We start from the raw sequence: 26383 nt of genomic DNA, 5'->3' as shown, positions 1-26383 counted from the left end.
CGTGCACTTTCCGACACCGTTGGTGGCATGAAGTTCGACACGAAGATCGCGGTGCTGTTGCGGGACGACCTGGCCACCTGGCAGCGGCTGAACGTCACGGCGTTCCTGGTCAGCGGAGTCGCCGCGAACGATCCGGCGCTGATCGGGGAGCCGTACGCCGACGCCGACGGCACGGCGTACCTGCCGATGTTCCGCCAGCCGGTGATGGTCTATGCCGGGGACGCGGTGGTGCTCACTCAAGCGCACGAACGGGCGCTGGAGCGCGGGCTGGCGATCACGGTGTTCACCGAGGAACTCTTCAAAACCGGCGACGACGTGGACAACCGGGCCGCCGTCGCGGCGGTGCCCCGAGCCGAACTGAACCTGGTCGGGATAGCGTTGCACGGGCCACGATCCGTTGTGGACAAGATCTGCAAGGGGGCGGCGCTGCACCCATGACCTGCGGTCGGGTAGGTTTCGCCCATGGCCGAGGTGAACGCGCGAATCGTCGAGATCTATACCGATGGCGCATGCAGCGGCAACCCCGGCCCCGGCGGCTGGGGCGCGATCCTGCGTTGGGGCGATCACGAGAAGGAGATCTGGGGCGGCGACGGCGGGCAGACCACGAACAACCGCATGGAGTTGATGGCCGCCATCCAGGCGCTCGAACTGTTGTCCCGGCCGGTGACCGTACGCCTGCACACCGACAGCTCCTACCTGCGTAACGGCATCCTGTCGTGGCTGCCGAACTGGAAACGCAACGGGTGGCAGACCTCGGACAAGAAGCCGGTCAAAAACGCCGACCTGTGGCAACGGCTGGACTCGGCCGTCAAGGCGCACCAGATCGAGTGGGTATGGGTGAAGGGGCACGCCGGCGATCCCGGGAACGAGCGGGCTGACGCGCTCGCCAACCGCGGGATGGCGGAGTCTCGCGCCGTCTGACGCGTGCCGTGCGGGGGTCGCGCGCCGCGCGCAGCGTACCGCATGATCAGCGGAGCTTTTGCGGGGTTATCACACCGCGAAACTTCCGCTGATCATGGTGCGCTCAAGATTACGCCCAGTGGGCGGGTCATGGAGCGCGCCGGGATCACGCCCAGCGGGCGGGGTGGCGAAGCGCGCCGGGGACGCGCGTACGCGAATCGCCGCGAGCGGCGTCAAGCTGAGCCTGGGTGAGGAAGAGCGCCCCGGTCAGGTCGGCTCCTCGAAGGTCGGCACCCCGGAAGTCGGCCCCGATGACGTCGGCCTCCCGGAGATCGGCCTGCCGCAGATCGGCCCCGACCAGCGTCGCGCCGCGGAGCGACGCGCGGCGCAGCGAAGCGCCCCGAAGGGAGGCGCCGAACAGGGCAGCGCCGCGGTGATCGGGGCCGGCTGGACGGCGTACCAGGGAACTGGCTTCAAGCAACAGCGGGTTCGCCTCTGCACGGAGCACAGCAGGGTCAGCCGAAGGGTCAAGCGACGAAGCGAGCTGAGAAACCTTCTCGAGCATCGCAGTGAGCTGGGGATACAGCGGCGCGGCAGCGGGCATGCTCAGCGCTTCGGAGAGGTAGTAGAGCAGCTCGTGCAGGTCCCGCATGACCGGGAAGGCGGCCAGCATCGTGGGTTCGTCCCGCCAGCTCCGTCCGCCGAAGGCCGCCGTGATGTGCTGACCCGCGCCGAAGCAGTCGAATACCGTACAACCCGGGAAGCCGGACTCGCGGAGACGCGAATGGATGCCGCAGCGGAAGTCGGCACGCAGGTTCGGGCACGGTTTGGCGGCCGGCTTGGTGATCGCGAAGTCCGCAGACTTGGCGAACGCGGGTGCGACGCAGCAGAGGCCGACGCACGAGGCGCAGTCGGCGCGCAGACGCTCCCGGAAACTCATCCCGACCAGCGTACCGGCCGCTGATCATGACCCGGCTAGGGTGGGGGCGTGATTGAGCTCAACGGCCCCTGGACGCTGCATTCGGACTCGCTCGACGGGCCGGTTCCGGCCTCGGTGCCCGGCTGCGTGCATACCGACCTGATGGCCGCCGGGCTCATCGACGACCCCTTCCTCGGCGAGAACGAGGTGAAGACCGGGTGGATCGGACGCAGCCAGTGGGCGTACCAGTTGGATTTCGACTGGAGCGACCAGGGTGACCAGCGCGCGGACCTGGTGTGCGCGGGCCTGGACACCGTCGCGACCGTGATCCTCAACGATGTCACGCTGGGTGACACCCGGAACATGCACCGGTCCTACCGGTTCGATGCCCGCGCGGCGCTGCGCGAGGGTCGCAACCGGCTGGAGGTGCGCTTCGACGACGTCTACAAGTACACCGATGAGCTGCGCGAACAGCTCGGCGATCGGCCAAATTCGTATCCCGAGCCATTCAACTTCGTGCGCAAGATGGCGTGCAATTTCGGTTGGGATTGGGGCCCGACGCTCGTCACTGCGGGCATCTGGCGGCCGATCAGCCTCCAGACATGGTCCGTCGCGCGACTCGCCGAGGTCCGTCCTCTGGTCACGATCCGTGACGGTGTGGGCATCGTCGAGGTCCATGTCCGCGCCGAGCGCGCGGCTGAGACGCCGCTCACCGTGACCGCCGCGGTGGGGAATATCCGCGCTCAGCTCCAGCTCATCGACACCGATCAGGGAGTTGTACGCCTAGAGCTGCCGGACCCGGCTCGGTGGTGGCCCCGCGGCTATGGCGAGCCGACGCTGCACGACCTCACGGTGACGCTCACTGAGAGTGATCGCGAGCTGGACACCTGGCAGCGTCGCATCGGCTTCCGCGACCTCCGGCTCGACACGACGCCGGACGAATCGGGCAGCGCGTTCACGGTGGTCGTCAACGATGTGCCGGTCTTCGTGCGCGGCGTCAACTGGATCCCGGAGGACGCGTTCGTCACGCGCGTCGACCGTTCCCGGTACGCCGATCGCCTGGCCGACGCGTGCGAGGCCAACGTCAACCTGATCCGGGTGTGGGGCGGCGGGATCTACGAGTCCGACGAGTTCTACGACCTGTGCGACGAACTCGGTCTGCTGGTCGAGCAGGATTTCCTGTTCGCGTGCGCGGCGTACCCGGAGGAGGAGCCGCTGCGCAGCGAGGTCGAGGCGGAGGCCCGGGAGCAGGTCGCCCGGCTGACGCCGCATCCCAGTCTGATCATGTGGGTCGGCAACAACGAGAACGTCTGGGGTTGGCGGGACTGGGGCTGGCAGGCGGATCTCGACGGGCGCACTTGGGGCAGCGGGTACTACTTCGAGCTGCTGCCGTCGATCGTCGCCGAGCTCGATCCGACCCGCCCGTACTGGCCGGCCAGCCCGTATTCGGGTGGTCCGTTCACCGGAGCCGACGACCGGCACCCGAACGATCCGGCGTACGGGTCGACGCACATCTGGGACGTGTGGAACACCCACGACTACGCGCACTACCGTTCCTACAAGCCGCGGTTCGTGGCCGAGTTCGGCTTCCAGGCTCCCGCAGCGTACTCCACTTTGGAGCGAGCCTCCGCGTTCACTCATCAGAAGGCGGGCGGCGGCGAGGGCAAGCTGCGCCGGGCGCTGGACGAGCACTTCGGCCCGGTCGAGGGGATCGACGACTGGCACTATCTGACGCAGGTGAACCAGGCGCGGGCGATCCAGCTGGGTGTCGAGTGGTTCCGCTCGTTGCGCCCGTACTGCATGGGCACCATCGTCTGGCAGCTCAACGACTGCTGGCCGGTGATCTCGTGGTCGGCCGTCGACGGGGACGGCCGCCGCAAACCGCTCTGGTACGCGTTGCGCCGGTCCTATGCGGATCGGCTGTTGACCTTCCAGCCCGGAGTTCTGGCGGCCGTCAACGAATCGGACTCCGCCTGGGCGCTCCAAGTCCCCGTACGCCGAGTGTCGTTCAGCGGAGACGTGATCGCGACGTTCGATGTGGACGTCGTGGTGCCCGCGCGGGGATCGGTGACGATCCCGCTCCCGGAGTCGCTGCTGGAGCCCAGCCCGGGGGAGTGTCTGGTAGCCGAGGACGCCTGGTGGTTCTTCGGGCGGGACAAGGAGCTGGCCTATCCGGCCGCGGCGTTCGAGGCGACGGCGTCACGGGTCGCCGGCGACGTCCTCGTGACCGTGATCGCCGGGACCTTCCTGCGGGACCTGTGCCTGTTCCCCGACCGGGTGGACCCCGCGGCCACGGTGGACGAGCAGCTCGTCACGTTGCTGCCGGGGGAGAGCTTCACCTTCCGGGTCACCGGTCTGCCGGCGGACGCGCCGCTGGCGGCGTTGACCAGCGCGCCCGTGTTGCGCTGCGTCAACGACCGGCGCTAGGCGGCCGCTGGGTTCAGACGACCGCCCGCGGGGGCGGTTCAGGCGACCGCCCGCGGGGGCCGGGTCAAGCGACCGCCCGCGGGGGCGGGTCAGGCGACCGCTTGCCACCAGCCGTCGACCGGCGGCGGAGCGTCCACGTCGATCCGTTCGCCGGGGCGGGGGATCGCCAGCTGCACGCCTCGGGCCTTGGCCTCAAGCCAGACGCGGTCGACCGGTTCGGCCCAGTCGTGGAAGGCGAGGTTGAAGGTCGCCCAGTGCACGGGGATCATCAGCCCCCCGCGTACGTCGAGATGGGCGGCCACGCCCTCCTCGGGGAACATGTGGATGTGCGGCCAGGCGTCGCCGTACGCCCCGATCTGAATCAGCGTCACGTCGAACGGGCCGTGCTGCGCGCCGATCTCGGCGTACCCGTCGAAGTAGCCGGAGTCGCCGGTGTAGAACACCTTGCGCTCGCCCGCCTCGATCACCCAGGACGCCCAGAGCGTGCCGTCTCGCTTGAGCCCGCGGCCGGAGAAGTGCCGCGCGGCCGTGCACACGAGGTGCAGGTCGCCGCCGTCGCGGGGCAGTGTGACGTCCTCGTGCCAGTCGAGTTCGATGATGCGGTGGGCCGGCACCTGCCACGCCTCCAGGTGCACGCCGACGCCGAGCGGCACCACGAACGGCGCGTCCTGCGAGCGGACCAGCTCCTGGACGGTGGCCATGTCGAGGTGGTCGTAGTGGTCGTGCGAGATGAGGATCGCGTCGACGTCGGGCAGCATGTCCACGGCGACCGGGGTCCGATGCAGACGCTTCGGCCCGATCTCCTGCGACGGCGAACAGCGGTCGCTCCAGATCGGATCGATCAGCACCCGGGCGCCCTCGATCTCCACCAGCACCGAGGCGTGCCCGTACCAGGTGACGTGCAGCCCACTGGCGTCCATCGACGGGGCGGCGTCCACGATCGGGATGTCCTGCTTGGGCCGGCGTACCTGGCCGCCGAAGAAGGCGTCGTGCGCCAGCTTGGCGGTGTTCGACGGCATGGTCAGGGTCGGGATCGTGTTCTGGAACCGCCCGTCGCGCCACTGCGGCGACCGGCGCACGCGTTCGGCCCGCTCGCCCGAGACCTTGCCGCCCATCGCCCGCGGCACGTCCCGGCCGAACCAGGCCAGCGCCGCCCCACCCGCCAGGGCGGCCAAACCGACGACGCCCCAGCCCTTCCGCGTACCACTCATGCCTCGACCCTACCCAGGCTGGGCCAAGCGCATTCGTGGAAGTCCGGGACTCGGCGCTCGCCGAATGCGGCGACGCCCTCGGCGTACTCGGGACTGTGGTAGGAGGCGGTGTACAGATCGCGGGTCCAGCCGTCGTCGGTCTCCTGCCCGGCGAGCACCCGGTCGATCAGCGCCTTCGCCCCGGCGACCGAGATCGGCGCCCGCCCGGCGAGCGTGCGGGCCAGCGCGTACGCCCGGCGCTGCACCGCGTGCGGCGCGCACACCTCGTCGACCAGCCCCATCCGCAGCGCCCGGGGCGCGTCGACCACCTCGCCGGTCATGAGCAGGAACCGGGCGGCGGCGTGCCCGACGGTGTGGACCAGGCGCGCGGTCGAGCTCAGGGGGTAGACGATGCCCAGCTTCGCCGGGGTGATCCCGAACGACGCCCCGTCGGCGGCGATGCGTACGTCGCAGGCCAGCGCCAGCTGGCAGCCGCCACCGACGCACCAGCCTTCGATCAGCGCCACGACCGGTTTGGACAGCCCCGACACGGCTGCTTCGGCCCGCTGCACGACCTCGGTGTACGCCGCCGCGTCGGCGGGCTCCCGGCGTACGGTGGTGAACTCGTCGATGTCCGCCCCGGTGGAGAACGGGCCCCCCGACGGACCCCGGATCACCAGTACGCGTACCGCCGGGTCCTCCTCGACGGCCGCGACCGCCTCCGGAAGCGCCGACCACATCTGGAGCGTGAAGGCGTTCAGCCGGTCCGGCCGGTCCACGACCAGGGTCGCGATCGGCCCCTCGGCGCTCAGGCGCAACTGCGGCGGGAGCGCTGGAATCCTCATGGGCTCACGCTATCGGACCCGGGGTTGACAGTGTGCCGATCTTGGTGGCACTCTTCTCCCGATCGGCGTACCGGCCGATCCCTACTTTCCAAGGGAATGAAGTCCATGATCACGGCGAGCCTCAGCGGCCGCCGCGCGCACACGGCCTGATCCACTCAGGCGCGCGCCTCATTCTGCGGCGGCCCCAAGCCCGGTGTTCTTCCCGTGCCTATTTCCGCAGACTCTTTCTCAGATGAGGTTTTGAAGTTGATCATGGACATGAACGTCCAGCGTTCCGTCGTCGCCCAGCTCTCCGCCCGGCCACAGGTCGTCCAGGCCGGCCCGTTCGTCCTCGGCTTGGATCCCGATACGCCGAGCAAGTACATCAACTACGCCACTCCGCGCCCGGGGGAGACCATCACGGCGGCTGATGTCGACGCCCTGGTTGCGGCGTTCCGATCGGCCGATCGCATGCCGCGCCTGGAGTACGTGGCCAACACAGCGCCCGACCTGGAGCGGCAGCTCCTGGCGGCCGGGTTCACTGTGGAGGCCCGGCACGAGTACCTCGTGTGCACGCCCGACACGTTCGTCGACGTGCCCACTCCCGAGGGCGTCGAAGTGGCCGAACCTGTCAGCGACGCCGACTACTGGGGCATGATCTCGGCCCAGGGCGCCGCCTTCGGGGACGCCTTCGAGGTGGGCCCGGCCGACATCGAGCGCTCCCGGCGTACCGTCGCCCGGGGCGGAGTGGTCCGGCTGGCCCGCAGCCAGGCCGACGACGTGGTGGTCGGGGGTGGCCAGGCGTCGTCCCCGAGCGAGGGCGTGGCCGAGGTCGCGGGCATCGCGGTGACCGAGCCGTTCCGGCGGCGCGGCATCGCGGGGGCGATCACCGCCGCGATCACCCGTGAGGTCTTCGCCCGGGGCGTCGAGGGCGCGTGGCTGGAGGCGTCGGGCGACGAGTCCTGGCGCGTCTATGAGCGCGTGGGTTACGTGCCGACCGGCAAGCGCCTCTACATCGCCCTGGAGTCCTGACCCTCACGCTGGTTCGCGTTGATCATGAACCTAAGGTCCCACCGGACGGCGTGTCGGACCCCCAAAGTTCATGATCAACGCGGAAGCGTTAGAAGCGGACCAGCTCGAACGCGGTCGCCCGTCGTCCGCCGAAGGCCGGCGCGACCTGGTCGGCGAGGAACTCCAGGAAGCCGCGCGCCGAGGCCATCGGGTGGTCGCCCAGCCCTTCCAGGTACGCGGAATGCGCCTCCAGGGAAGCCACGGCCCGGTCCAGGGTTCCCGTGATCTCCACCGCGTGAGTCGGGTGGGGTGATCCGCCGACGGCGACGTAGCGGACGCCGCTCCACGGCTGGAGGCCCTCCTCGGCCAGTTCGGGGAAGATCCAGCGGTTCCCGGCGTCGGCGACGGCGTCCAGCACGGCCCGGCCGGTGTGGCGGTGGTCGGGGGTGTTCCAGCCGCCGCCCGGCCAGCTGTCGTGGTAGTTCCCGGTGATCACCAGTTCCGGCTGGTGGCGGCGGATCGCGGCGGCCAGGTCCCGGCGCAGTGGAACGCCGTACTCGATGACTCCGTCGCGATGATCGAGGAACTCGACGACCTCCACGCCGACCAGGGCCGCGCCGGCCCGCTCCTCGGCTTCGCGCAATGGGGCGCACTCGGCGGGCGCGATCCCGTCGATGCCGGCCTCGCCTCGGGTCACCATCACGTAGCGGACGTCCTTGCCGGTAGCCGTCCATCGGGCGACCGCCCCGGCCGCGCCGTACTCCAGGTCGTCGGGGTGCGCGGCGATGGCGAGCGCGCGGGTCCAGTCCTCGGGCATGGGTTCCAGCTGGTTCACAGCGCGAGCCTAGCGTGACCTCCGCCACCGACGGGCCGGACGAGCCGGACCGGGCAGCGGCCGACCAGGCATGATCGAAGACGTGACCTTGGCCGCGGTGCTCTTCGACATGGACGGAACGCTCATCGATTCGGAGCAGCTCTGGGCGATCTCGCTACAGCAGCTCGCCGGGGAGTACGGCGGGGTGCTGTCGGACGCCGCCCGGTTGAGCATGGTCGGCACCGACATGCCCACCTCGATGGGGATCTTCCACACCGACCTCGGCCAGCAGCACCGGGACTACGCCGTCAGCGCCGAGCGCCTCGTGGCGTTGACCGGGGAACTGTTCGCTCAGGGACTCCCGTGGCGGCCCGGCGCTCAGGAGCTTCTCGCCGAGGTACGCGCGGCGGGCGTACCGGCGGCCCTGGTGACCTCCACCGAGCGGCGGCTGGTGAAGATCGCGCTGGACACGCTGGGCCCGTTCGACGTGGTGGTATGCGGTGACGAGGTCGGCCGGGCCAAGCCGCACCCGGAGCCTTACCTGACGGCGGCCCGGCTGCTCGGCGTACCGATCGAGCGCTGCGTCGCCATCGAGGACTCGAGTTCCGGCGTACGCAGTGCGGTCGCGGCCGGCGCCCGGGTGATCGGCGTACCGTGCGAGGTCGAGCTGCCCGGCGATCTCGGGGCACACCTGCTGACCACGCTGTCCGGGGTGGACCTGGCGTACCTGACGAACTTCTAGACGGGCTCCCGTTCCTTCAGCTCTTCGCGCAGCTCCCGCAGTTCGGCTCGCAGCGCGCGTACCTCGGCCAGCACCGCCCGGTCCTGAGCCGGGACCGAGGCAGCGTCCGCAGCCGAAGCCGACTCCGCGGCCGACTCCGCGGCCGACTCCGCGGCCGACTCCGCGGCCGATTCCTCGGCCCGGTGCTCGGCCTCCATGGCGCTGACCGCCACCGCGATGAACAGGTTGAGCACGGTGAACGCCGAGACGACCAGGAATCCGATGAAGAAGATCCAGGCCAGCGGCTGTTTGGCCATGACCTCGCGGGCCACTTCGGACCAGCTGTCGCCGGTCATGATCTGGAACAGCGTGAAGATCGACTGGCCGAGCGAGCCGAACCACTCCGGCGCGGTGTGCGCGAACAGCTTCGTGGCCATCACGCCCGCGACGTAGAGGACGAGGACCAGCAGTCCGGCGATGGAGACCATGCCGGGCATCGCGGTCAGCAGCGCCGAGACGACGCGGCGCATGCTCGGCACCACCGAGACCAGGCGGAGCACCCGCAGGATTCGCATTGCCCGCAAGACGGTGAACGCGGACGAGGCCGGGGCCAGCGCGACCGAGACGATCGCGAGGTCGAACACGTTCCACGGATCGCGGAAGAACCGCAGTCCGTGGACGAACAGGCGCAACAGCAGCTCGACCACGAAGATCGTCAGCGCCGACACGTCGATGACGTGCAGCGCGGTGCCGTACCGCTCGTGCAGAACCGGCGAGGTCTCCAGGCCGAGAGTCGCCGCGTTCCCGAGGATGACGGCGGTGATGAAGTACTGGAAGGCCCGGGACTCGACCAGCTGCCGTGATCTCTCCCGCAAACTCACCCGCGGAAAATACCAAACCGGCCCCCGGCGAGCCGTGATCAACACGATCACTCGATCGCCGGGGGCCGGTCCCTCCGTGCAGAAGGGTCTAGTGCCGACCTACTGGTACGCGTCACTCATAGGCGATGGCCTTGAGCACGTCGGTGCGAGCCGCCTTGATCGAGGGCAGGACCGCCGCGAACACGCCGACCAGCGCGCCCGCCACGAGGTACGCGGTCAGCTGCGACCACGGCACCGCGAAGTCGGTGATGCCCTCGCCCTTGAGCGACCGCACGACCGCCGCGCCCATCCCGACGCCGGTGGCCAGGCCGAGCAGCGTGCCGAAGAGCGTGATGACGACGGCTTCCACCGTGATCATCCGCATGGTGGCCGCCCGGCCGAGCCCGATCGCCCGCAGCAGGCCCAGTTCCCGCGTACGCTCCAGGACCGAGAGCCACAGCGTGATGATCACGCCGAGGACGGCGATCAGGATGGCGAGCGCCAGCAGGATCGTGACCATCGTCAGCAGCGTCCCGATCTGGCCCGACGCCTGATCCAGGTACTCGCCCTTGGTCATCACGCTGACCTCCGGGTTGTCCGCGAGCAGCCGGCCGACCTGGTCGCGTACCGCCGACTCGGAAGCGCCGCCGGCCAGGGTGATGGTGGCGACGGCCGGGTCCGGGCTCACGAGGTGCGTCAACGCGGCCGAGCCGAGCAGGTAACCGCCGTAGAAGTCGTTCTCGGCGTAGATCGCGGCGATGCGGAACTCGACCGGATCACCCTTGGGCAGCACCACCTTGACGGTGTCGCCGACGCGTACGCCTTCGTCGACCGCGGTCTCGGTGTCCACGATGGCGTCGTTCGGCCCGAGCGCGCTGAGCGTCCCCGAGGTGGCGCTCGCCGGCTTCAGGCTGAACTGGGCCGCCATCGCGGGCAGGTCGTCGATGATCGAGACCCCGTGACCGTTCTTGCCGATCATCGCCCGCGCGTAGACCTCGCTCGTGGCACTCGCCACGCCCGGGATCTTGCGGATGTCGTCCATCGTGGACCGCGTGAACGTCGGCATGACGTCGGTGCTGTTCTGACCGGTGACCAGCAGATCGGCGTGGACCTCCCGGTTGGCCGCGCCGCGCAGGCTCTCGTCGCCCGAGGTGAGCACCGTGCTCGCCGCCGTGATCAGCGCGATGCCGATCATGAGGGCCGCCGCCGTGATCGCCGTACGCCGCGGGTTGCGGCCGGAGTTGAGCCGGCCGAGCTTGCCCGCCACCGACCAGGAGAAGAGCCGGCCGAGCGCGGCGACCACCGGCTTGCCCACCAGCGGGCTGAGCAGGGCCACCCCGATGAAGGCGAACATCACGCCGCCGAGCATCGGCCACAGGTGACCGTCGCCGGTCAGGCCGTACCCCATGAGCGCCACCCCGGCCGCGGTCACCAGGCCGCCGCCGACCGACAGCTTCGTCAGCGGCCGGTCCGGCGTCGCGACCTCTTGCAGCGCCGCGATCGGCGGCACCCGGCTGGCCCGGAGTGCCGGAAGCAGCGCCGCCAGCACGGTGATCACGATGCCGACCGAGAACGCCGCGATCACGGCCGACATCGGCAGCGCGATCGGGGCCAGGATCAGCCCGGAGACGTTCGCCGCGACCATCGCCAGCACCCAGCCGACGCCGAGCCCGGCGAGCAGGCCGAGTACCGACCCGGTCAGGCCCACGACGAGCGCCTCGGCGAGCACTGAGCCGATCATCTGGCGGCGGCTTGCGCCGAGCGCCCGGGTCAGCGCCAGCTCCTTGGTCCGCTGGGCCACCGTGATCGAGAAGATGTTGAGGATCAGGAAGGTCCCGACGAACAAGGCGACCCCGCCGAACCCGAGCAGGACTTTGTTCAGCCCGTCTAGCACCGACTTGAACTGATCGGCGATCGACTTGGCCAGTTCGGCCCCCGTCTTGACCTCGTACGCGCCACCGGTCTGGGCGGCGATCGCGTCCCGGACGGCCGCCGCGCTCTGGCCGGGTGCGACGTCCACGTCGAACGAGGTGTACGCCCCCGGCTCACCCAGCATCAGCTCCTGGGCGACCTTGTCGGTGAACCGGACCTCCAGTACGCCGCCGCGCCCGTCCAGGCCACCGGCGTACCCGAAGGTGCCGGCGAGCTCGAAGGTCCGCTTGCCCCCCGGCGTCAGCACGGTTACCTGGTCGCCGACCTTCAGGCCGGCCTTCTTCGCCTGCTCCACGTTGAGCACGACCTGGTTGTCGTTCTGCGGGGCGTGGCCGTCGCGGATCTCGGCTCCGCCGACGCCGTCGATCCAGTTGCTCCCGAGCCGGGGCGGGCCGACCGTTGTGACGACCTTGCCGTCGCTGCCGATGACCCGGGCGCCCTCCGCCTCGGCGATGGGGTGGGCCGCGACGACGCCGCTCACCGCCTCGATCTTCGCCTGGTCGGCGGCGGTCAGCACACCGGGCACGGGAGAGCTGTCGCCGGCGTACTGGCCGTCGACCTTCGGCTTCGGCGCGACCACCACGTCGGTGTGCGCGTACGCCGAGTCGAACATGTTCTCGAACGACCGCCCGAGGGTGTCGGTCAGGACGAAGGACCCGGCGACGAACATGACGCCGAGGATGACCGCGAACGCGGACAGGGCGAGCCGCAGCTTGCGGGCCAGCAGGCTCTTCAGGGTGGCGCGCAGCATCAGGACTCCGCTCCGGCGGTCTCGGCCACGAGCCGGTCCAGCGACTGCATCGCGTCCAGCACCTTCTGCGGCGTCGGCTCGGTGAGCTCGTTGACGATGCGGCCGTCGGCGAGGAACACCACCCGGTCGGCATAGGACGCGGCGGTCGGGTCGTGCGTGACCATCACGATCGTCTGCCCGTGTTCGCGTACCGACGCCTTGAGAAACGACAGCACCTCCGCGCCGGAGCGAGAGTCGAGATTGCCCGTGGGCTCGTCGGCGAAGACCACCTCGGGCCGTGACACGAGGGCGCGGGCGCAGGCGACGCGCTGCTGCTGGCCGCCGGAGAGCTGGCTCGGGCGGTGGCCGAGCCGGTCACGCAGACCGACCGTGTCGATCACCGTGTCGAACCACTCGCGGTCGGGCTTGCGCCCGGCGATGGCCAGCGGCAGGAGGATGTTCTCCTCGGCGGTGAGCGTCGGGAGCAGGTTGAACTGCTGGAAGATGAACCCGACCTGCTCGCGCCGCAGCTTGGTGAGCCCGGCGTCGCCGAGGCCGGTGAGCTTGGTGTCGCCGACGTGCACCTCGCCGCGGGTGACCGAGTCGAGGCCGGCCAGGCAGTGCATCAGCGTGGACTTGCCGGAGCCGGACGGGCCCATGATCGCGGTGAAGCGGCCGGCGGCCACCTCCATGCTGACCCCCCGGAGCGCGACGACCTGGGCCTCGCCGGAGCCGTACACCTTCCAGACGTCCACGGCCCGCGCGGCGACGGCCACGCGAACGGGCGGGTGTGCGGTGATTGTCATTGGAGTTCCCCCTGCACGGAATCGAGATGGTCCGGCCGGGCAAGGCGGTGCCCGGCCGGCGACTCTCATAGTTCCGGCCGGGCACGCGGGAATCGTCAGACCAAAGTCGGACCGGCACCCGAGATCTGCGCCGGGGGACGCCCCCGAGACGATCTCGGGGTAGCCCCTGAGTCACCGGCGGCTCCCGGCCCCGTTCTGACGGCGCTTTGACGGCTGCAGATCACGGTTACGCATGCCTCCCGCGCGAATTTGGGCTGTGTAACCGTGATCTGCAGGGAATGACGTCACTCGTAGGCGATGGCCTCCAGCACATTGAGCCGCCCAGCCCGGATCGCGGGAAGTACCGCAGCGAGGATGCCGGCGACGATCGCGAGGACGAGCGTGGCGATGAGGTAGCCCCACGGAATGGTGAGCTTGAGGTAATCCCCGCCGAAGATCTTCACCGCCGCGACGCCGAGGCCGACGCCGACCGCCATGCCGAGCAGCGCTCCGAACACCGAGATCAGGATCGACTCGACGGTGATCATGCGGGCGGTGGAGCCCCGGCTGAGGCCGATCGCGCGGATCATCCCGATCTCCCGCGTACGCTCATAGATCGACAACAGCAGTGTGTTCACGACTCCGAGCAGGGCCACGATGATGGCGAGCCCCAGCATGACGTTGAGGATCACCAGGACGATGTCGAGGACGCTGGTGACCGTGCCCAGCAGCTGGCTCTGGTCGACGACGGTGACTTCCTTGTTGTCGGCGAACAGCGACTCGAGCTGCGTGCGTACGGATTCGACCTGATCGTCCGAGGCGACCTGCACGTAGGCGGCCTGTGCGTTGGGCGAAGTGAATCCGGTCGCGTCGGCCTCGTTGAGCAGCGGACCCGACCAGGCGCTCGACGGTTCCAGGGTGGCCACGACCTTCTCCTGCTTCGGGCCGCCGCGGGCGGTCACGATGTCGACCGTCGATCCAGTCGTCGCGTTGAGCCGCTTCGCCGTCGCGTCGTCGAGGATGACCTCCCCGGCGGTCAGCGGCCGGATGTCGCCGGAGGCGGCCTTCAGCGTGAAGATCTCGGCCGAAGCGACCGGATCGCCGGAGAGCACCTGCGAAGCCTGCCCGCCGACGCGGGCGGTGTCGGTGCGGAACGCGACCGCCTGAGAGACTCCGGGGATCTCCCGGATCTGCTTCTGCATCGCGGGGTCGAAGCCGGCCGTGGCTCCGGCCGAGAAGTCGACCTGCACGATGAGCTGAGCCTGGACGTCGTTGGTGAAGACGTCGGTGAGCCCGGCCTTGGCCGACGAGGCGAACACGCCACCGGCCGTGGCCAGCGTCACGCCGATCATCAGCGCCGCCGCGGTCAACGCCGTACGCCGGGGGTTGCGCCCGGTGTTGCGGGTGCCCAGCCGGGCCGGGACCGAGGTGCCGAAGAGCGCGCCGAGCGCGCGGGTCACCGGCCGGCTGAGCACCGGGGCCAGCATGATCACGCCGATGAACACCAGCAGCGCACCACCGCCGAGGACCAGCCAAAGCGGGTCCTTCCACACTTTGGTCAGCCGGAGCACGAGGAACGCGATGCCGGCGAGCAGCACGATCAGCCCCGCGACGGTGAGCTTGCGCAGCGGCTTGTCGGGAACCGCCGCGTCCCGCATCGCCGCGATCGGCGGTACGCGCGACGCCCGCAACGCCGGGACCAGCGCCGAGACCACCGTCACGAGGACTCCGACGAGCAGCGTCACGATGATGACGTAGGGCTTCACGACGATGCCGTTGACGGGCAGGTTCGTGTTGGACAGCGCTTCCAGGCCCTTCTTGCCCAGCCAGCCCACCCCGCAGCCGACGAGCAGCCCGACCAGCGCCGCCACGAAGCCCAGCAAGGCGGACTCGGTCAGCACCGAGCGGAGGACCTGCTGTTTCGAGGCGCCGAACGAGCGATAGAGGGCCAGTTCACGCGTACGCTGCGCGACGAGGATCGAGAACGTGTTGAAGATCAGGAAGATCGCCACGATCAAGGCGATGAGGGCGAAGACGGTGAGCCCGGTCTTGAGCACGGTGATGAAGGGCTGGATGCCGTCGGAGGCCGCCTCGGTGGCTTCCTTGTTCGTGCGTACGTCGTAAGCGGGGCCCACCACGGCAGCGATGCGGTCCCGGAGTTCGGAGTCGCCGACCCCGCTCGCGGCTTTGACGTCCACACTGGTGTACTCGCCGAGCTTGCCCAGCATGAGCTCCTGCGCGACCGGCATGGTGAACGCGACCGTCATCTCGCCGGCGAGGGAGTCCCGGTCGCCCTCGTAGCCGAAGATCCCGGCGACGGTGAACGTCTTCTCCGGCTGCAGCGTGAGGATCTGCACCTGGTCACCGACCTTCTTGCCGGCCTGCTCGGCCAGGTTCGCCGACAACGCGACCTGGTTGGGCTGGGCCGGCCCGGTGCCGTCCCGCAGTTCGACCAGCCCGTCCTCGCCGGTCCAGCCCACCCCCAGCCGGGGCGGGCCGGAGGTCGGGATGACCTTGCCGTTGCTGCCGATCACCCGCGCGCCGTCCGAGGCGACCTGCGGCGTCGCCTTCTCGACGCCGTCCACCCCGGCGACGGAGTCGGCGACCCGCTGGGGCACCGTCGCGGTCACCACGCCCGACTGCTGGTCGTCGACCTGCGACTTGCCGGTCACCTGAACGTCGAGATCGGAGTTGATCGTCGAGAACAGCCCGGTGAACCCCTGCGCGATGGTGTCCCCGGCGATGAACGCGCCGGACATGAACATCGTGCCGAGGATGATGGCCAGCGCGGACAGCAGCAGCCGCAACTTATGCGCGAGCAAGCCGCGCAGCATCGCCTTAAACATCGGCGCCACCGGTCGCGGCATCGGGGCTCTGCCCCGGATCCAGGCTCTTCATCTTGTCGAGCACGCTGCCCTCGGTCGGCTTCTCCAGCTCGTCCACGATGGAGCCGTCGGCGAGGAAGATCACGCGGTCGGCGTACGAGGCGGCCCGGGGGTCGTGGGTGACCATCACGATGGTCTGCCCGAAGTCGTGCACCGAACTGCGCAGGAAGTTCAGGACCTCGCCGCTGGACCGGGAGTCGAGGTTTCCGGTCGGCTCGTCGGCGAAGATCACCTCGGGCCGGGCGACGAGCGCGCGCGCACACGCCACTCGCTGCTGCTGACCGCCGGACAGCTCGGTCGGGCGGTGGCTGAGCCGGTCACCCAGGCCGACCGTCTTGATCACCAGGTCGTACCACTGTGGATCCGGTTTGCGCCCCGAGATCGCCATCGGCAGCAGGATGTTCTCCTCGGCGGTCAGCGTCGGCAGCAGGTTGAACTGCTGGAAGATGAACCCGACCTTCTCCCGCCGCAGCTTGGTCAGCCCCGCATCACCCAGCCCGGTGACCTGGGTGTCGCCGATGAACACGTGCCCGGCGTCGACCGTGTCCAGCCCGGCCAGACAGTGCATCAAGGTCGATTTCCCGGAGCCCGACGGCCCCATGATCGCGGTGAACCGCCCCCGGTCGAACGCCGTGCTCACCCCGCGCAGCGCGTGGACCTGCGCCTCGCCGTGGCCGTAGACCTTCCAGATGCCATCGGCCCGCGCGGCGGCCGGTTGGGTGGTTTCGCTGCTCATAGGCCAGATATTGCCGCAGCGAACCGACGAATCGGGCAAACTCCGCTAAATTGTCCGCGCTTCCTTCCTGCTCGCGGGACAGTCCAGCGCCGGGGAGGGCTTGCCCCGAGCCGCCAGGAGTGCGGTCAGTCGCCCGGTTTGATCAAGCCCGACTCGTACGCATAGACGACTGCCTGGACGCGGTCACGCAGTTTGAGCTTGGTGAGCACATGACCCACATGCGTCTTCACCGTCGTCTCGCTGACGGTGAGCACCCGGGCGATCTCGGCGTTCGACAAGCCCCGGGCGACCTGGGCGAGCACTTCCCGCTCCCGATCGGTAAGCCCCGACGATCCGTCCGGTACGCCGTCCGCCGTCACCGGCAGCGCGGCGAACTGGGCCAGCAGCTGCCCCAGCAGCACCGGGGAGATCGCGGCGTGACCGGCGGCCACCGCGCGTACCGCCCCGACGAGGTCCTCGGCCGCCGCGTCCTGCGCCACCAACCCTCGGGCGCCCGCCCGGAGTGCGCCGACGGCGTGGTCGCCGACCGGCTCAGCCGTCAGCACGAGCACCCCGACGGGCAGTCGAGCCCCGGCGACCTCCCGCGCGACGGCGACCCCGTCCCGCCGGGGCAGCCGGGCCTCGACGAGCAGCACGTCCGGCAACAGCCGCCGGGCCAGCTCGATCGCCTCGACGCCGTCCCCGGCCTCGCCCACCACATGGATGTCGGCGTACGCCGCGAGCACACTGCGCAGGCCGCTGCGAAGCATCGGCTGAGCGTCGGCGAGGAGCACCCGTACCGGCCCGGACGTCACGAGGGCAGACTACCGGGCCTGCGCCAGCGGCCTGACCGATCTTGACGAGGCCGGCTGCGCGCGCTGGTTACAGGACGTCGGCGAGGCGTTCGCCGTCGACACCACGCTGGGCGGCCAGCCGGGCGGTCCGGGCGTCGATGGCGGTGGTGATCGCCGCTTCCTCCGGGAACGGCGGCGGCGTCCCGCCGAACGACGGGCACAGCGCCTGGTGCGAGCACCAGTTGCAGAGGCGGCTCGGCTTGGGGCGGAACTCGCGGGCCTGCGCGGCCTGCTCGATCGCCCGCCACAGGGCGACCAGCGTCTTCTCGAAGCGCTCCAGCTCCTCGGAGTCGGGGGTGTAGTCGCAGACCTCCCGGTCCTTCAGATACACCAGCCGCAACACGCGCGGCACGATGCCTCGGGTCCGCCACAGCACGAGCGCGTAGAACTTGAGCTGGAACAATGCGCGCGCCTCGAACGCCTCCCGGGGCGCGCCACCGGTCTTGTAGTCGACCACACGAAGGTCACCGGCGGGGGAGACGTCGAGCCGGTCCACGTAGCCGCGGATCAGCAGCTCGTCGTCGAGGGTGGCTTCGATGAGGGTCTCCCGCTCGGCGGGCTCCAGGCGAGTCGGATCCTCCACTGTGAAGTAGCCCTGCAACAGCTGGGTCGCCTCGTCGAGGAAGCCGTCGTCGACGGCGAGCGTGCCCAGCTCGGGCGCCTCGGCCAGCAGCGCCTCCCACGCCGGGCGCACCAGCAACGCCGCCTCCGCCAGCGTCCGGCTCGCCGCGGGCAGGTCGAAAAGCCGCTCCAGCACCGCGTGCACCAGCGTGCCCCGAGCCTGGTCCACCGTCGGCTGCTCGGGGAGCCGGTCGATGCTGCGGAGCCGATAGAGCAGGGGACAGGTCTTGAAGTCGGCGGCCCGGGAGGGGGAGAGCGTGGGCAGCGGCGTCGTCATGGCCCTCACCGTAAGGCAGGGGTACGACGTTCGGCGGCAGCGGATCTTCGGGCGTGCCGCCCGGCGACGCGTACGCGGTGCGTAGCATTGCGGCGATGGAGAAGCGGTCATGAGCCAGGAGACGGAACCGCGCGCGTCCGAACCCCCGCCGGTGCCGGTACGCCCCGGGGTGTCGCTGGGGCGGTTCTTCGGCTTCCCCGTCCGGCTGAGCCCGTCCTGGTTCCTCATGGCGCTGCTCATCATCGTCAGCTGGGGCTCGCAGCTCGCCGACTCGCACGGCTCGATCGGGTACGCCCTCGCCGCTGCGATGGCCTTCTCGCTGCTCGTCTCGGTGCTGTTGCACGAGCTGGGGCACGCCCTGGTCGCCCGCTGGCGCGGGGTCGGCGTACGCGGTATCACGCTGGACCTGCTCGGCGGCTACACCGAGATGGAGACCGATCCCCGCAAGCCGTCGACCGAGCTGCTGTTCTCGCTGGCCGGTCCGGCGGTGTCGTTCCTGATCGGAGCGCTCGCCACGGTCGCCGGCCTGCTCATGCCCCCGTCGCTGCTGCGCATCCTGGTCTGGCAGGTGGCCTTCAGCAACCTCGTCGTGGCCGTCTACAACGCGTTGCCCGGGCTTCCGCTGGACGGCGGTCGGGCGCTGCGGGCCGCGGTCTGGGCGATCAACGGGGACAAGACCGCCGGGACGGTCGTCGCGGGCTGGTCGGGCCGCGTCGTCGCGGTGCTCACCGTCGTCGTCGCCTTCGTCCTCTACGCGACCGGCCTCTACAGCGCGGTCGGCCTCATCATCGCGGCGTTGATCGCGTTCACCTTGTGGCAGGGTGCGACGGCGTCGATCAACCAAGCCAAGGTGATGGCGCGGTTCCCCTTGATCGACCCCGTACGCCTCGCCCGCCCGCTGTTCCTGGTGCCGACCGGGACTTCGCTGGCCGAGGCGCTGCGCCGGGCGGCCGAGCAGGGGCGTCCGGCCGCCGCTCTGGGGGTGGCCGACGCGGACGGCCGCCTGGTCGCCCTCGTCAAGCGGGAGGCGGCTGCGGCCGTGCCCGAACAGCGCCGGCCCTGGGTGCCGGTGGAATCGGTCGCCCGCGACATCGACAGCGTCGGCGTCATCCCGGCCGGATTGCGTGGCGAGGATGTGATCCGGGCGGTCCAGCAGCACCCGGCTGACGAGTTCCTCGTGACCGCAGGAGAGGATGTCGTCGGGGTCCTGCACCTGGCGGACCTCGTTCAGCTGCTCGACCCGCGTGCCCGAAGGAGTGCTCCGTGAGCCAGATGCCCGATTTGACCGTCCCTGCGATGCCCGCCCGCCGCGGGCCGTTCGCCGTGGGCGACCGGGTGCAGCTCACCGACCCCAAGAACCGGATGCACACGATCGTGCTGGAGCCCGGCAAGGCGTTCCACACCCACCGGGGCATCCTGGAGCACGACGCGCTCATCGGCCAGCCCGACGGCTGCGTGGTCACCTCGTCCGGGGGGACGGCGTACCTGGCGCTGCGGCCGCTGTTGGCCGACTATGTGCTCTCCATGCCGCGCGGCGCTCAGGTGATCTATCCCAAGGACGCGGCTCAGATCGTGGCCATGGGCGACGTCTTCCCCGGGGCGAAGGTGCTCGAGGCAGGCGTCGGCTCCGGCGCGCTCACCTGCTCGCTGCTGCGCGCCGTCGGCGAGCACGGCGAGGTCCACTCTTACGAGCTGCGCGAAGAATTCGCAGCAGTCGCCAAGAAGAACGTGAGCGCCTTCTTCGGTGCGGAGCAGCCCAACTGGCGACTCACCATCGCCGACGTCGCCTCCTGCGACCAGACCGGATTCGACCGGATCATCCTCGACATGCTCACGCCGTGGGAGGCTCTCGACATGGTCGAGAAGGCGCTCCTGCCCGGTGGGGTGTTCATCGGGTACGTCGCGACCACGCCCCAGCTGTCGGAGCTGGTGGAGGCCCTGCGCGAGAAGGGCTGCTTCACCGAGCCGTACGCCTGGGAGTCGCTGGTCCGCGACTGGCACGCCGACGGTCTGGCCGTACGCCCGGACCACCGGATGATCGCGCACACCGCTTTCCTGGTGCGATCCCGGAAACTCGCCCCCGGCGTCACGCCCCCGCCACGACGTCGCAAACCCAGCAAGGGCGCTGAGGCGTACCAGTTGAAGAAGGCGGGACGCATCGCGGCCCGTGAGGTCGCCGTGGAGGGTGACCCGGACGGTGATCAGGAGTGACCGAGGCAGTCTTCCCTGACTGGGCCCCGTTCAAGGAGCTGGACGCGGCCGCACGGGCCTATCTCCGCGACCCGGAGGTGGCGCTGGACTGCCTGAACCGCGCGCTGGCCGGGTCGCAGATCCTGGGCTTCACGCTGGAGCGGTTCGTCAACGAGTACAACGGCGTCTGGCAGGAAGTCGTGGTCTGCGACGGCTCGCGGCTGCTGCTGTGGCACGGCGAGGACACCGCGCCGGGCGAGGGACCGGTCGGATCGATGATCTCCTCGCTGCGCGTGGTGCCGTTGTCCGCGGTGACCGAGATCGGCTGCCGGCGGCGCTTGATCCGCACCGCGACCGGCCATCGGGTCGACGCCGTCGACGTCTACCTGCTGCTCAGCTCGGTCGAGGAGGCCGCTGACGGGCCGGGCGTCCGGCACGACGCGCTGCGGTTCGGCAAGACCCTCACCGACGGCGGCGTGGCGCAGATCGGCCGGCTGGAGGAGTTCGCGGAACTCCTCGCGGGGTTGATCGGCCGGCCCCTGCTGTGAAGTTTTAGACGCTCGCTGATCAGACGGCGCCGGCGGCGAGCTGAGACCGGATCTCGTCGCGTTCGTCCTCGCTCATCGGCTCGGCCGACGCGTCGGCGGCCCGGCGCACGTGGATGCACTCGCCGGGACACTCCTTGGCGGCGTCGAGGATCTCCAGCCGCAGATGGGCCGGCACCGCGACCTTGGCGTCCTTGGCCAGCTGCAGCTCACCCGCCTCGTCCTTGACGTAGGCGAGCCCGTCGACGTCGAACTCGAAGACCTCGGGCGCGTATTGCACGCACAACCCGTCGCCGGTGCACAGATCCTGATCCACCCAGACCTGAAGTTCGCTGTCTGCCACGCCTCGACGGTACTCCACCGACCATCGTTGATCAGCGGGCGGTCGCAGCCGGTGAGATCACGATTGCGTATGGCCGTGTCGGGAGGGTTTCATCGGGGCATACAGCGGCTAGTGTTAAGGCACAGCGCAACCTGGCTCAACCCCCGGGGAGGTGGGACGTGGCACGCAGCGACGACGCGGATGCGCGCGCCGCACGGTGGGAGAAGGAGTCCAACGATCTCTCCACGCAGGTCGCGTTCCTTCAAGAGGAACTCGCCCTGCTGCGACGCAAGGTGTCTGAGAGCCCCCGTCATGTTCGCCAGCTGGAGGAGCGGCTCGCCGCGACTCAGGCACAGCTGGCCCGGCTCACGGAGAACAACGAGCGACTGGTCGCCACGCTGAAGGAAGCGCGCGCCCAGATCGTGACCCTCAAGGAGGAGATCGACCGGCTGGCGCAACCGCCCAGCGGCTATGGGATCTTCCTGACCCGGCACGAGGACGGCACCGTCGACGTCTTCACCGGGGGACGCAAGCTGCGGGTCGCCGTATCGCCCTCACTGGACGTCTCGGCTCTGCAGCGTGGTCAAGAGGTGCTGCTCAACGACGCCTTGAACATCGTCGACGCACTCGGCTTCGAGCGCAGCGGCGAAGTCGTCATGCTCAAGGAGCTGCTGGAAGGCGGCGATCGGGCACTGGTCATCTCGCACGCCGACGAGGAGCGCATCGTGTTCCTGGCGGAGGGTCTCATCGACTCCCCGCTGCGGGCCGGCGACTCGCTCATGATCGAGCCCCGCTCGGCGTACGCGTACGAGCGGATCCCGAAGAGCGAGGTCGAGGAGCTCGTCCTGGAGGAGGTGCCCGACGTCGACTACACCGACATCGGTGGCCTCTCCAACCAGATCGAGCAGATCCGCGACGCCGTCGAACTGCCGTTCCTGCATGCCGAGCTGTTCCGGGAGCACCACCTGCGGCCGCCGAAGGGCGTGCTGCTCTACGGCCCGCCCGGCTGCGGCAAGACGATGATCGCGAAGGCGGTCGCCAACTCCCTGGCGAAGAAGATCGCGGAGAAGCGGGGCCAGGAGAGGCAGACCAGCTTCTTCCTGAACATCAAGGGCCCCGAGCTGCTCAACAAGTACGTCGGCGAGACCGAGCGGCACATCCGGCTGATCTTCCAGCGCGCTCGGGAGAAGGCCTCCGAGGGTACGCCGGTCATCGTGTTCTTCGACGAGATGGACTCCGTGTTCCGCACCCGCGGCTCCGGTGTCTCGTCCGATGTGGAGAACACGATCGTCCCGCAGCTGCTCTCCGAGATCGACGGTGTGGAAGGGCTCGAGAACGTCATCGTCATCGGCGCGTCCAACCGCGAGGACATGATCGACCCGGCGATCCTGCGCCCCGGGCGCCTGGACGTCAAGATCAAGATCGAGCGGCCGGACGCCGAGGCGGCCCGCGACATCTTCACGAAGTACATCGTGGAAGGCCTGCCGTTGCACCCGGACGATCTGGCCGAGCACGGTGGGTCGGCCGAGGCGTGCGTGCACGCGATGATCAGCGCGGTCGTCCTGCGGATGTACTCCGAGACCGAGGAGAACCGCTTCCTCGAGGTCACGTACGCCAACGGTGACAAGGAAGTCCTGTACTTCAAGGACTTCAACTCGGGCGCGATGATCCAGAACATCGTGGACCGCGGCAAGAAGATGGCAATCAAGGAGTTCCTCTCCTCCGGACGCAAGGGGCTGCGGCTGCAGCACCTGCTGGACGCGTGCGTCGACGAGTTCCGGGAGAACGAGGACCTGCCGAACACCACCAACCCCGACGACTGGGCCCGCATCTCCGGGAAGAAGGGCGAGCGGATCGTCTACATCCGTACGCTCGTCTCCGGCGGCAAGGGCACCGAGGCCGGTCGGTCCATCGAGACCGCCACCAACACCGGCCAATACCTGTAACGCCCTGAAAGCGCCCCGCCCGCTGACGTGGGTGGGGCGCTTTCGCGTTCCCCCGGTGGTGGCGCGGCTCGCGCGTTGTCTGGGGTGGCGCGGCTCGCGCGATATCCCGGGATATTGCTGCTTTCGCGCGCGGCAAGGCCGCGTTATCCCGGATAATGCGCGAGCACGCCGGGCTGACGCGCGAGCACGCCGGGCAGACGCCCGAGCACGCCGGGCAGACGCCCGAGCACGCCGGGCTGACGCGCGAGCACGCCGGGCTGACGCGCGAGCACGCCGGGCAGACGCCCGAGCACGCCGGGCAGACGCGCGAGCACGGCGCGGTCAAACGCGCAAGCGCTACGAGGCGCCGAAAGACGGGTGCGGAGTGCCACGGACCGGTAGCGGGGAGTGCGATCGCCTGAGCACCGTCTAGGCTCATTGATATGACAGTGCGCCGGATCATGGGGACTGAGGTCGAGTACGGCATCAGCGTGCCCGGACAGCCTCAAGCCAACCCGATGGTGACCTCCTCTCAGGTAGTCAACGCCTACGGCGCACGACCCGAGCTGACCAGAGGCGGCCGGGCCCGCTGGGACTACGAGGAAGAGTCGCCCCTACGCGACGCGCGTGGCTTCACGTACACGGGCGCGGTGTTCGATCCCGCCGAGGCGCTCGCCGACGAGGATCTGGGCCTGGCCAACGTCATCCTGACGAACGGCGCCCGGCTCTACGTCGACCACGCGCACCCGGAGTACTCCACGCCCGAGGTGACCAATCCGCTCGACGCCGTGCTCTGGGACAAGGCCGGTGAGCGGGTGATGGCCGAGGGGGCCCGCCGGGCCGGCACCATCCCGGGCGCGCCGCCGATCCATCTCTACAAGCACAACACCGACAACAAGGGCGCGAGCTTCGGCGCGCACGAGAACTACCTCATGCGGCGGCAGACGCCGTTCGCCGAGATCGTCACCTATCTGACGCCGTTCTTCGTCACCCGTCAGGTGGTCTGCGGCGCCGGCCGGGTGGGCATCGGCGCCGACGGCTCGCAGGCGGGGTACCAGATCTCGCAGCGCGCCGACTTCTTCGAGGTCGAGGTCGGTCTGGAGACCACGCTCAAGCGCCCGATCATCAACACCCGCGACGAGCCGCACGCCGATGCCGACAAGTATCGCCGCCTGCACGTCATCATCGGTGACGCCAACCTGTCGGAGATCTCCACCTACCTCAAGGTGGGCACGACCGCACTCATCCTCACGATGATCGAGGAGAAGGCGCTCACGCCCGATCTCAGCATCGCCGACCCGGTGGCCGAGCTCCGCGCGATCAGTCACGATCCGTCGTTGACTCATCGCGTACGCCTTCGTGACGGCCGCCGTCTGACGGCGTTGGACGTGCAGTGGGCGTACTACGAGCGCGCTCGGGCCTTCATGGACAGCCGGGGGCTGGACGAGCAGACGGCGGACGTCCTGGACCGGTGGGAAGGCGTACTGGACAAGCTGGGCCGTGACCCGATGTCGTGCGCCGACGAACTCGACTGGGTGGCGAAGCTGCGCCTCCTGGAGGGCTACCGCGAGCGGGAGAACCTCGGCTGGGCCTCGCCGAAGCTGCACCTCGTCGACCTCCAGTACGCCGACGTCCGTCAGGAGAAGGGCCTGTACCACCGCCTGGTGGCCCGGGGTGCGATGAAGACGCTGCTCCGGGAGGAGGACGTACGCCGGGCGATGACCGAGCCGCCGGAGGACACCCGGGCGTACTTCCGGGGACGCTGCCTCGCCCAGTACGCGTCCGAAGTGGTCGCCGCGTCGTGGGACTCCGTCATCTTCGACATCGGCCGCGAATCGCTGGTGCGCGTACCGATGCTGGAACCCGAGCGTGGCATCAAGCGGGTCGTGGGCCCGCTCTTCGACCGCTGCGCGAGCGCGAAGGATCTGCTCGAGGCGCTGACCGCCGCGTCCTGACTTGCGCTGGTAGCTGATCGCAATTGTCGGTCGAGCGCGGTAGGTTTTAGCTAAGACGGACGGCCGGGACCTACAAGTCCCGGCCTTGCCATCAGGGAGGGGCGCAATGGCCAGCCAGGACACAGGTGGGCAGGGTCAGGCCGGTCGCCGGCGCGAGAACGAGGTCGACGAGGCGGTCACGCCCGAGGTCGACCCGGAGATCGCCGAGCGGGTCGAGCAGATCGGCGAGGACGTGGACGACCTGCTGGACGAGATCGACTCGGTGCTCGAGGAGAACGCCGAGGAGTTCGTGAGAGGATACATACAAAAAGGCGGGGAATGAGACATATGTCCGATTCCCCGGACGCCGCCGCGAAGAAGAAGTTTCCCGACTGTGCCCGGATACTTTCGCTGGACGAGTTCCATAGTGATCGACGCCGTCCGGATGGGCGCTCGTTCTACTGCAGATCATGCGCACGGGTACGCAACGAGGCTAGCCGACGGAGGCGGGGCATTTCCGCAGCGCGACGCCCAGAGGTCCCGGTCGCGCCTGGCAACAAGTGGTGCCCAGATTGCGGTGAGACAAAGTCGGTCGAGGACTTCCCCCGGACGAGAGCGAAAACAAGCGGCCTCCACTCCTACTGCAAACCGTGCCATACGCTGCGCACACGCGAGACTGCCACGCGGCTTTACGGCGGCTTTCGCGAATATCACCTGCGACATCGATACGGGATCGGCGAAGAGGCGTTTCAGGAGATGCTGCTCGAACAGGGCGGCTGCTGTGCCATCTGCCATGACCCGAATCCGGACCACGTGGACCACGATCACGTGACCGGTGAAGTACGTGGCATATTGTGTTTCAACTGCAACGGTGGTTTGGGTCAGTTCCGGGACGACCGAGAACTCCTCGCTCGAGCCATCGAGTATCTGAAGGGACGACGTGACGTTGGGAGCAGATAGCACCCGGGGCTTTCCGGCGGCTTACCACGCGGTGGGCATCAG

At 69.4% G+C, this 26383-nt stretch carries 25 protein-coding genes; 12 read left to right on the top strand and 13 right to left on the bottom strand.

Features of this window, described 5'->3' with window-relative positions:
* Positions 1-27 precede the first annotated feature (27 nt).
* Both HOV77_RS04170 and rnhA read left to right on the top strand, forming a co-directional pair.
* Positions 28-438 carry a DUF2000 domain-containing protein gene (locus tag HOV77_RS04170; RefSeq protein WP_290857794.1) on the top strand — a complete coding sequence of 137 codons (411 nt, stop codon included), beginning with the start codon at positions 28-30 and terminating at the stop codon, positions 436-438.
* 24 nt (positions 439-462) lie between these two features.
* Positions 463-921 (top strand): ribonuclease HI, encoded by a 459-nt coding sequence (gene rnhA / locus HOV77_RS04165; protein ID WP_290857793.1) that lies wholly within the window; start codon positions 463-465, stop codon positions 919-921.
* 145 nt (positions 922-1066) lie between these two features.
* Here the strand turns inward: rnhA and HOV77_RS04160 are convergent, their stop codons facing one another.
* The gene (locus HOV77_RS04160; protein ID WP_290857792.1) at positions 1067-1840 is read right to left on the bottom strand and encodes a pentapeptide repeat-containing protein; all 774 of its coding nucleotides are present in this window, start codon (positions 1838-1840) and stop codon (positions 1067-1069) included.
* Between the two features lie 48 nt (positions 1841-1888).
* Here HOV77_RS04160 and HOV77_RS04155 point away from each other — a divergent pair, with 48 nt between their 5' ends.
* Positions 1889-4246: a glycoside hydrolase family 2 protein gene (locus HOV77_RS04155; protein WP_290857791.1), complete on the top strand. Its 2358-nt coding sequence runs from the start codon at positions 1889-1891 to the stop codon at positions 4244-4246.
* 89 nt (positions 4247-4335) lie between these two features.
* On the opposite strand, the gene HOV77_RS04150 is transcribed toward HOV77_RS04155, so the two are convergent.
* Positions 4336-5457, bottom strand: a complete 1122-nt coding sequence (locus HOV77_RS04150; protein ID WP_290857790.1) for an MBL fold metallo-hydrolase — start codon at positions 5455-5457, stop codon at positions 4336-4338.
* Entirely contained in the window at positions 5454-6281 is an 828-nt protein-coding gene (locus HOV77_RS04145; RefSeq protein ID WP_290857789.1) for an enoyl-CoA hydratase/isomerase family protein, read from the bottom strand. Before HOV77_RS04145 ends, HOV77_RS04150 begins: the two co-directional genes overlap by 4 nt.
* A 252-nt stretch (positions 6282-6533) precedes the next feature.
* On the opposite strand from HOV77_RS04145, the gene HOV77_RS04140 reads away from it, so the two are divergent.
* Positions 6534-7292 (top strand): GNAT family N-acetyltransferase, encoded by a 759-nt coding sequence (locus tag HOV77_RS04140; protein WP_290857788.1) that lies wholly within the window; start codon positions 6534-6536, stop codon positions 7290-7292.
* Positions 7293-7380: 88 nt separating this feature from the next.
* Here the strand turns inward: HOV77_RS04140 and HOV77_RS04135 are convergent, their stop codons facing one another.
* A complete protein-coding gene (locus tag HOV77_RS04135) occupies positions 7381-8106 on the bottom strand; it encodes a PIG-L deacetylase family protein (protein WP_290857787.1) in 726 nt (241 codons plus the stop codon).
* 88 nt (positions 8107-8194) lie between these two features.
* Between HOV77_RS04135 and HOV77_RS04130 the strand changes: the two genes are divergently transcribed.
* Entirely contained in the window at positions 8195-8827 is a 633-nt protein-coding gene (locus HOV77_RS04130) for an HAD family phosphatase (RefSeq protein WP_290857835.1), read from the top strand.
* On the opposite strand, the gene HOV77_RS04125 is transcribed toward HOV77_RS04130, so the two are convergent.
* From HOV77_RS04125 to HOV77_RS04095, 7 genes are all read right to left on the bottom strand, one after another.
* Positions 8824-9687, bottom strand: coding sequence for an ion transporter (locus HOV77_RS04125; protein ID WP_290857786.1), 864 nt, complete (start codon positions 9685-9687; stop codon positions 8824-8826). The genes HOV77_RS04130 and HOV77_RS04125 overlap by 4 nt on opposite strands.
* A gap of 112 nt (positions 9688-9799) precedes the next feature.
* Entirely contained in the window at positions 9800-12349 is a 2550-nt protein-coding gene (locus tag HOV77_RS04120; protein WP_290857785.1) for an ABC transporter permease, read from the bottom strand.
* Entirely contained in the window at positions 12349-13134 is a 786-nt protein-coding gene (locus HOV77_RS04115) for an ABC transporter ATP-binding protein (protein ID WP_290857784.1), read from the bottom strand. The genes HOV77_RS04120 and HOV77_RS04115 overlap by 1 nt, the downstream gene beginning before the upstream one ends.
* Positions 13135-13418: 284 nt before the next feature.
* Positions 13419-15947, bottom strand: a complete 2529-nt coding sequence (locus HOV77_RS04110) for an FtsX-like permease family protein (RefSeq protein ID WP_290857783.1) — start codon at positions 15945-15947, stop codon at positions 13419-13421.
* Between the two features lie 4 nt (positions 15948-15951).
* Positions 15952-16734: an ABC transporter ATP-binding protein gene (locus HOV77_RS04105; RefSeq protein WP_290857782.1), complete on the bottom strand. Its 783-nt coding sequence runs from the start codon at positions 16732-16734 to the stop codon at positions 15952-15954.
* Between the two features lie 125 nt (positions 16735-16859).
* Positions 16860-17528 (bottom strand): response regulator transcription factor, encoded by a 669-nt coding sequence (locus HOV77_RS04100; protein ID WP_290857781.1) that lies wholly within the window; start codon positions 17526-17528, stop codon positions 16860-16862.
* A gap of 67 nt (positions 17529-17595) precedes the next feature.
* A complete protein-coding gene (locus tag HOV77_RS04095) occupies positions 17596-18465 on the bottom strand; it encodes a PD-(D/E)XK nuclease family protein (RefSeq protein ID WP_290857780.1) in 870 nt (289 codons plus the stop codon).
* 109 nt (positions 18466-18574) lie between these two features.
* Here HOV77_RS04095 and HOV77_RS04090 point away from each other — a divergent pair, with 109 nt between their 5' ends.
* The 3 genes from HOV77_RS04090 to HOV77_RS04080 are packed head-to-tail and all read left to right on the top strand — an operon-like array spanning position 18575 to position 21203.
* Positions 18575-19732 (top strand): site-2 protease family protein, encoded by a 1158-nt coding sequence (locus HOV77_RS04090; RefSeq protein WP_290857779.1) that lies wholly within the window; start codon positions 18575-18577, stop codon positions 19730-19732.
* Between the two features lie 5 nt (positions 19733-19737).
* Entirely contained in the window at positions 19738-20676 is a 939-nt protein-coding gene (locus tag HOV77_RS04085) for a tRNA (adenine-N1)-methyltransferase (RefSeq protein ID WP_290857834.1), read from the top strand.
* A complete protein-coding gene (locus HOV77_RS04080; protein ID WP_290857778.1) occupies positions 20673-21203 on the top strand; it encodes a hypothetical protein in 531 nt (176 codons plus the stop codon). The genes HOV77_RS04085 and HOV77_RS04080 overlap by 4 nt, the downstream gene beginning before the upstream one ends.
* Positions 21204-21222: 19 nt before the next feature.
* Here HOV77_RS04080 and HOV77_RS04075 read toward each other — a convergent pair whose 3' ends face one another.
* Positions 21223-21543, bottom strand: a complete 321-nt coding sequence (locus tag HOV77_RS04075; protein WP_290857777.1) for a ferredoxin — start codon at positions 21541-21543, stop codon at positions 21223-21225.
* 158 nt (positions 21544-21701) lie between these two features.
* On the opposite strand from HOV77_RS04075, the gene arc reads away from it, so the two are divergent.
* Entirely contained in the window at positions 21702-23468 is a 1767-nt protein-coding gene (gene arc / locus HOV77_RS04070; RefSeq protein WP_290857776.1) for a proteasome ATPase, read from the top strand.
* A 143-nt stretch (positions 23469-23611) separates the two neighbouring features.
* On the opposite strand, the gene HOV77_RS04065 is transcribed toward arc, so the two are convergent.
* Positions 23612-23782 carry a hypothetical protein gene (locus HOV77_RS04065; protein WP_290857775.1) on the bottom strand — a complete coding sequence of 57 codons (171 nt, stop codon included), beginning with the start codon at positions 23780-23782 and terminating at the stop codon, positions 23612-23614.
* Between the two features lie 108 nt (positions 23783-23890).
* On the opposite strand from HOV77_RS04065, the gene dop reads away from it, so the two are divergent.
* The 3 genes from dop (at position 23891) to HOV77_RS04050 (ending at position 26341) form a co-directional block, all read left to right on the top strand.
* A complete protein-coding gene (gene dop, locus HOV77_RS04060) occupies positions 23891-25402 on the top strand; it encodes a depupylase/deamidase Dop (protein WP_363259602.1) in 1512 nt (503 codons plus the stop codon).
* A 106-nt stretch (positions 25403-25508) separates the two neighbouring features.
* Positions 25509-25724, top strand: a complete 216-nt coding sequence (locus HOV77_RS04055) for a ubiquitin-like protein Pup (RefSeq protein WP_253762112.1) — start codon at positions 25509-25511, stop codon at positions 25722-25724.
* Positions 25721-26341, top strand: coding sequence for an endonuclease VII domain-containing protein (locus tag HOV77_RS04050; RefSeq protein WP_363259600.1), 621 nt, complete (start codon positions 25721-25723; stop codon positions 26339-26341). Before HOV77_RS04055 ends, HOV77_RS04050 begins: the two co-directional genes overlap by 4 nt.
* The last annotated feature ends 42 nt before the right edge of the window (positions 26342-26383 follow it).

The organism is Hamadaea sp., from assembly GCF_013362815.1.
GTDB lineage: Bacteria > Actinomycetota > Actinomycetes > Mycobacteriales > Micromonosporaceae > Hamadaea.
This window is presented reverse-complemented; position numbering and strand designations above follow the sequence as displayed.

What these genes read in the sequence shown, in the direction of transcription:
- HOV77_RS04115 (WP_290857784.1), bottom strand. Translation starts at nt 13,134, where the DNA reads ATGACAATCACCGCACACCCGCCCGTTCGCGTGGCCGTCGCCGCGCGG.
- HOV77_RS04120 (WP_290857785.1), bottom strand. Translation starts at nt 12,349, where the DNA reads ATGCTGCGCGCCACCCTGAAGAGCCTGCTGGCCCGCAAGCTGCGGCTC.
- HOV77_RS04050 (WP_363259600.1), top strand. Translation starts at nt 25,721, where the DNA reads ATGAGACATATGTCCGATTCCCCGGACGCCGCCGCGAAGAAGAAGTTT.
- HOV77_RS04140 (WP_290857788.1), top strand. Translation starts at nt 6,534, where the DNA reads ATGGACATGAACGTCCAGCGTTCCGTCGTCGCCCAGCTCTCCGCCCGG.
- HOV77_RS04090 (WP_290857779.1), top strand. Translation starts at nt 18,575, where the DNA reads ATGAGCCAGGAGACGGAACCGCGCGCGTCCGAACCCCCGCCGGTGCCG.
- HOV77_RS04085 (WP_290857834.1), top strand. Translation starts at nt 19,738, where the DNA reads ATGCCCGATTTGACCGTCCCTGCGATGCCCGCCCGCCGCGGGCCGTTC.
- HOV77_RS04055 (WP_253762112.1), top strand. Translation starts at nt 25,509, where the DNA reads ATGGCCAGCCAGGACACAGGTGGGCAGGGTCAGGCCGGTCGCCGGCGC.
- dop (WP_363259602.1), top strand. Translation starts at nt 23,891, where the DNA reads ATGACAGTGCGCCGGATCATGGGGACTGAGGTCGAGTACGGCATCAGC.
- HOV77_RS04170 (WP_290857794.1), top strand. Translation starts at nt 28, where the DNA reads ATGAAGTTCGACACGAAGATCGCGGTGCTGTTGCGGGACGACCTGGCC.
- HOV77_RS04095 (WP_290857780.1), bottom strand. Translation starts at nt 18,465, where the DNA reads ATGACGACGCCGCTGCCCACGCTCTCCCCCTCCCGGGCCGCCGACTTC.
- HOV77_RS04110 (WP_290857783.1), bottom strand. Translation starts at nt 15,947, where the DNA reads ATGCTGCGCGGCTTGCTCGCGCATAAGTTGCGGCTGCTGCTGTCCGCG.
- HOV77_RS04160 (WP_290857792.1), bottom strand. Translation starts at nt 1,840, where the DNA reads ATGAGTTTCCGGGAGCGTCTGCGCGCCGACTGCGCCTCGTGCGTCGGC.
- rnhA (WP_290857793.1), top strand. Translation starts at nt 463, where the DNA reads ATGGCCGAGGTGAACGCGCGAATCGTCGAGATCTATACCGATGGCGCA.
- HOV77_RS04105 (WP_290857782.1), bottom strand. Translation starts at nt 16,734, where the DNA reads ATGAGCAGCGAAACCACCCAACCGGCCGCCGCGCGGGCCGATGGCATC.
- HOV77_RS04145 (WP_290857789.1), bottom strand. Translation starts at nt 6,281, where the DNA reads ATGAGGATTCCAGCGCTCCCGCCGCAGTTGCGCCTGAGCGCCGAGGGG.
- HOV77_RS04150 (WP_290857790.1), bottom strand. Translation starts at nt 5,457, where the DNA reads ATGAGTGGTACGCGGAAGGGCTGGGGCGTCGTCGGTTTGGCCGCCCTG.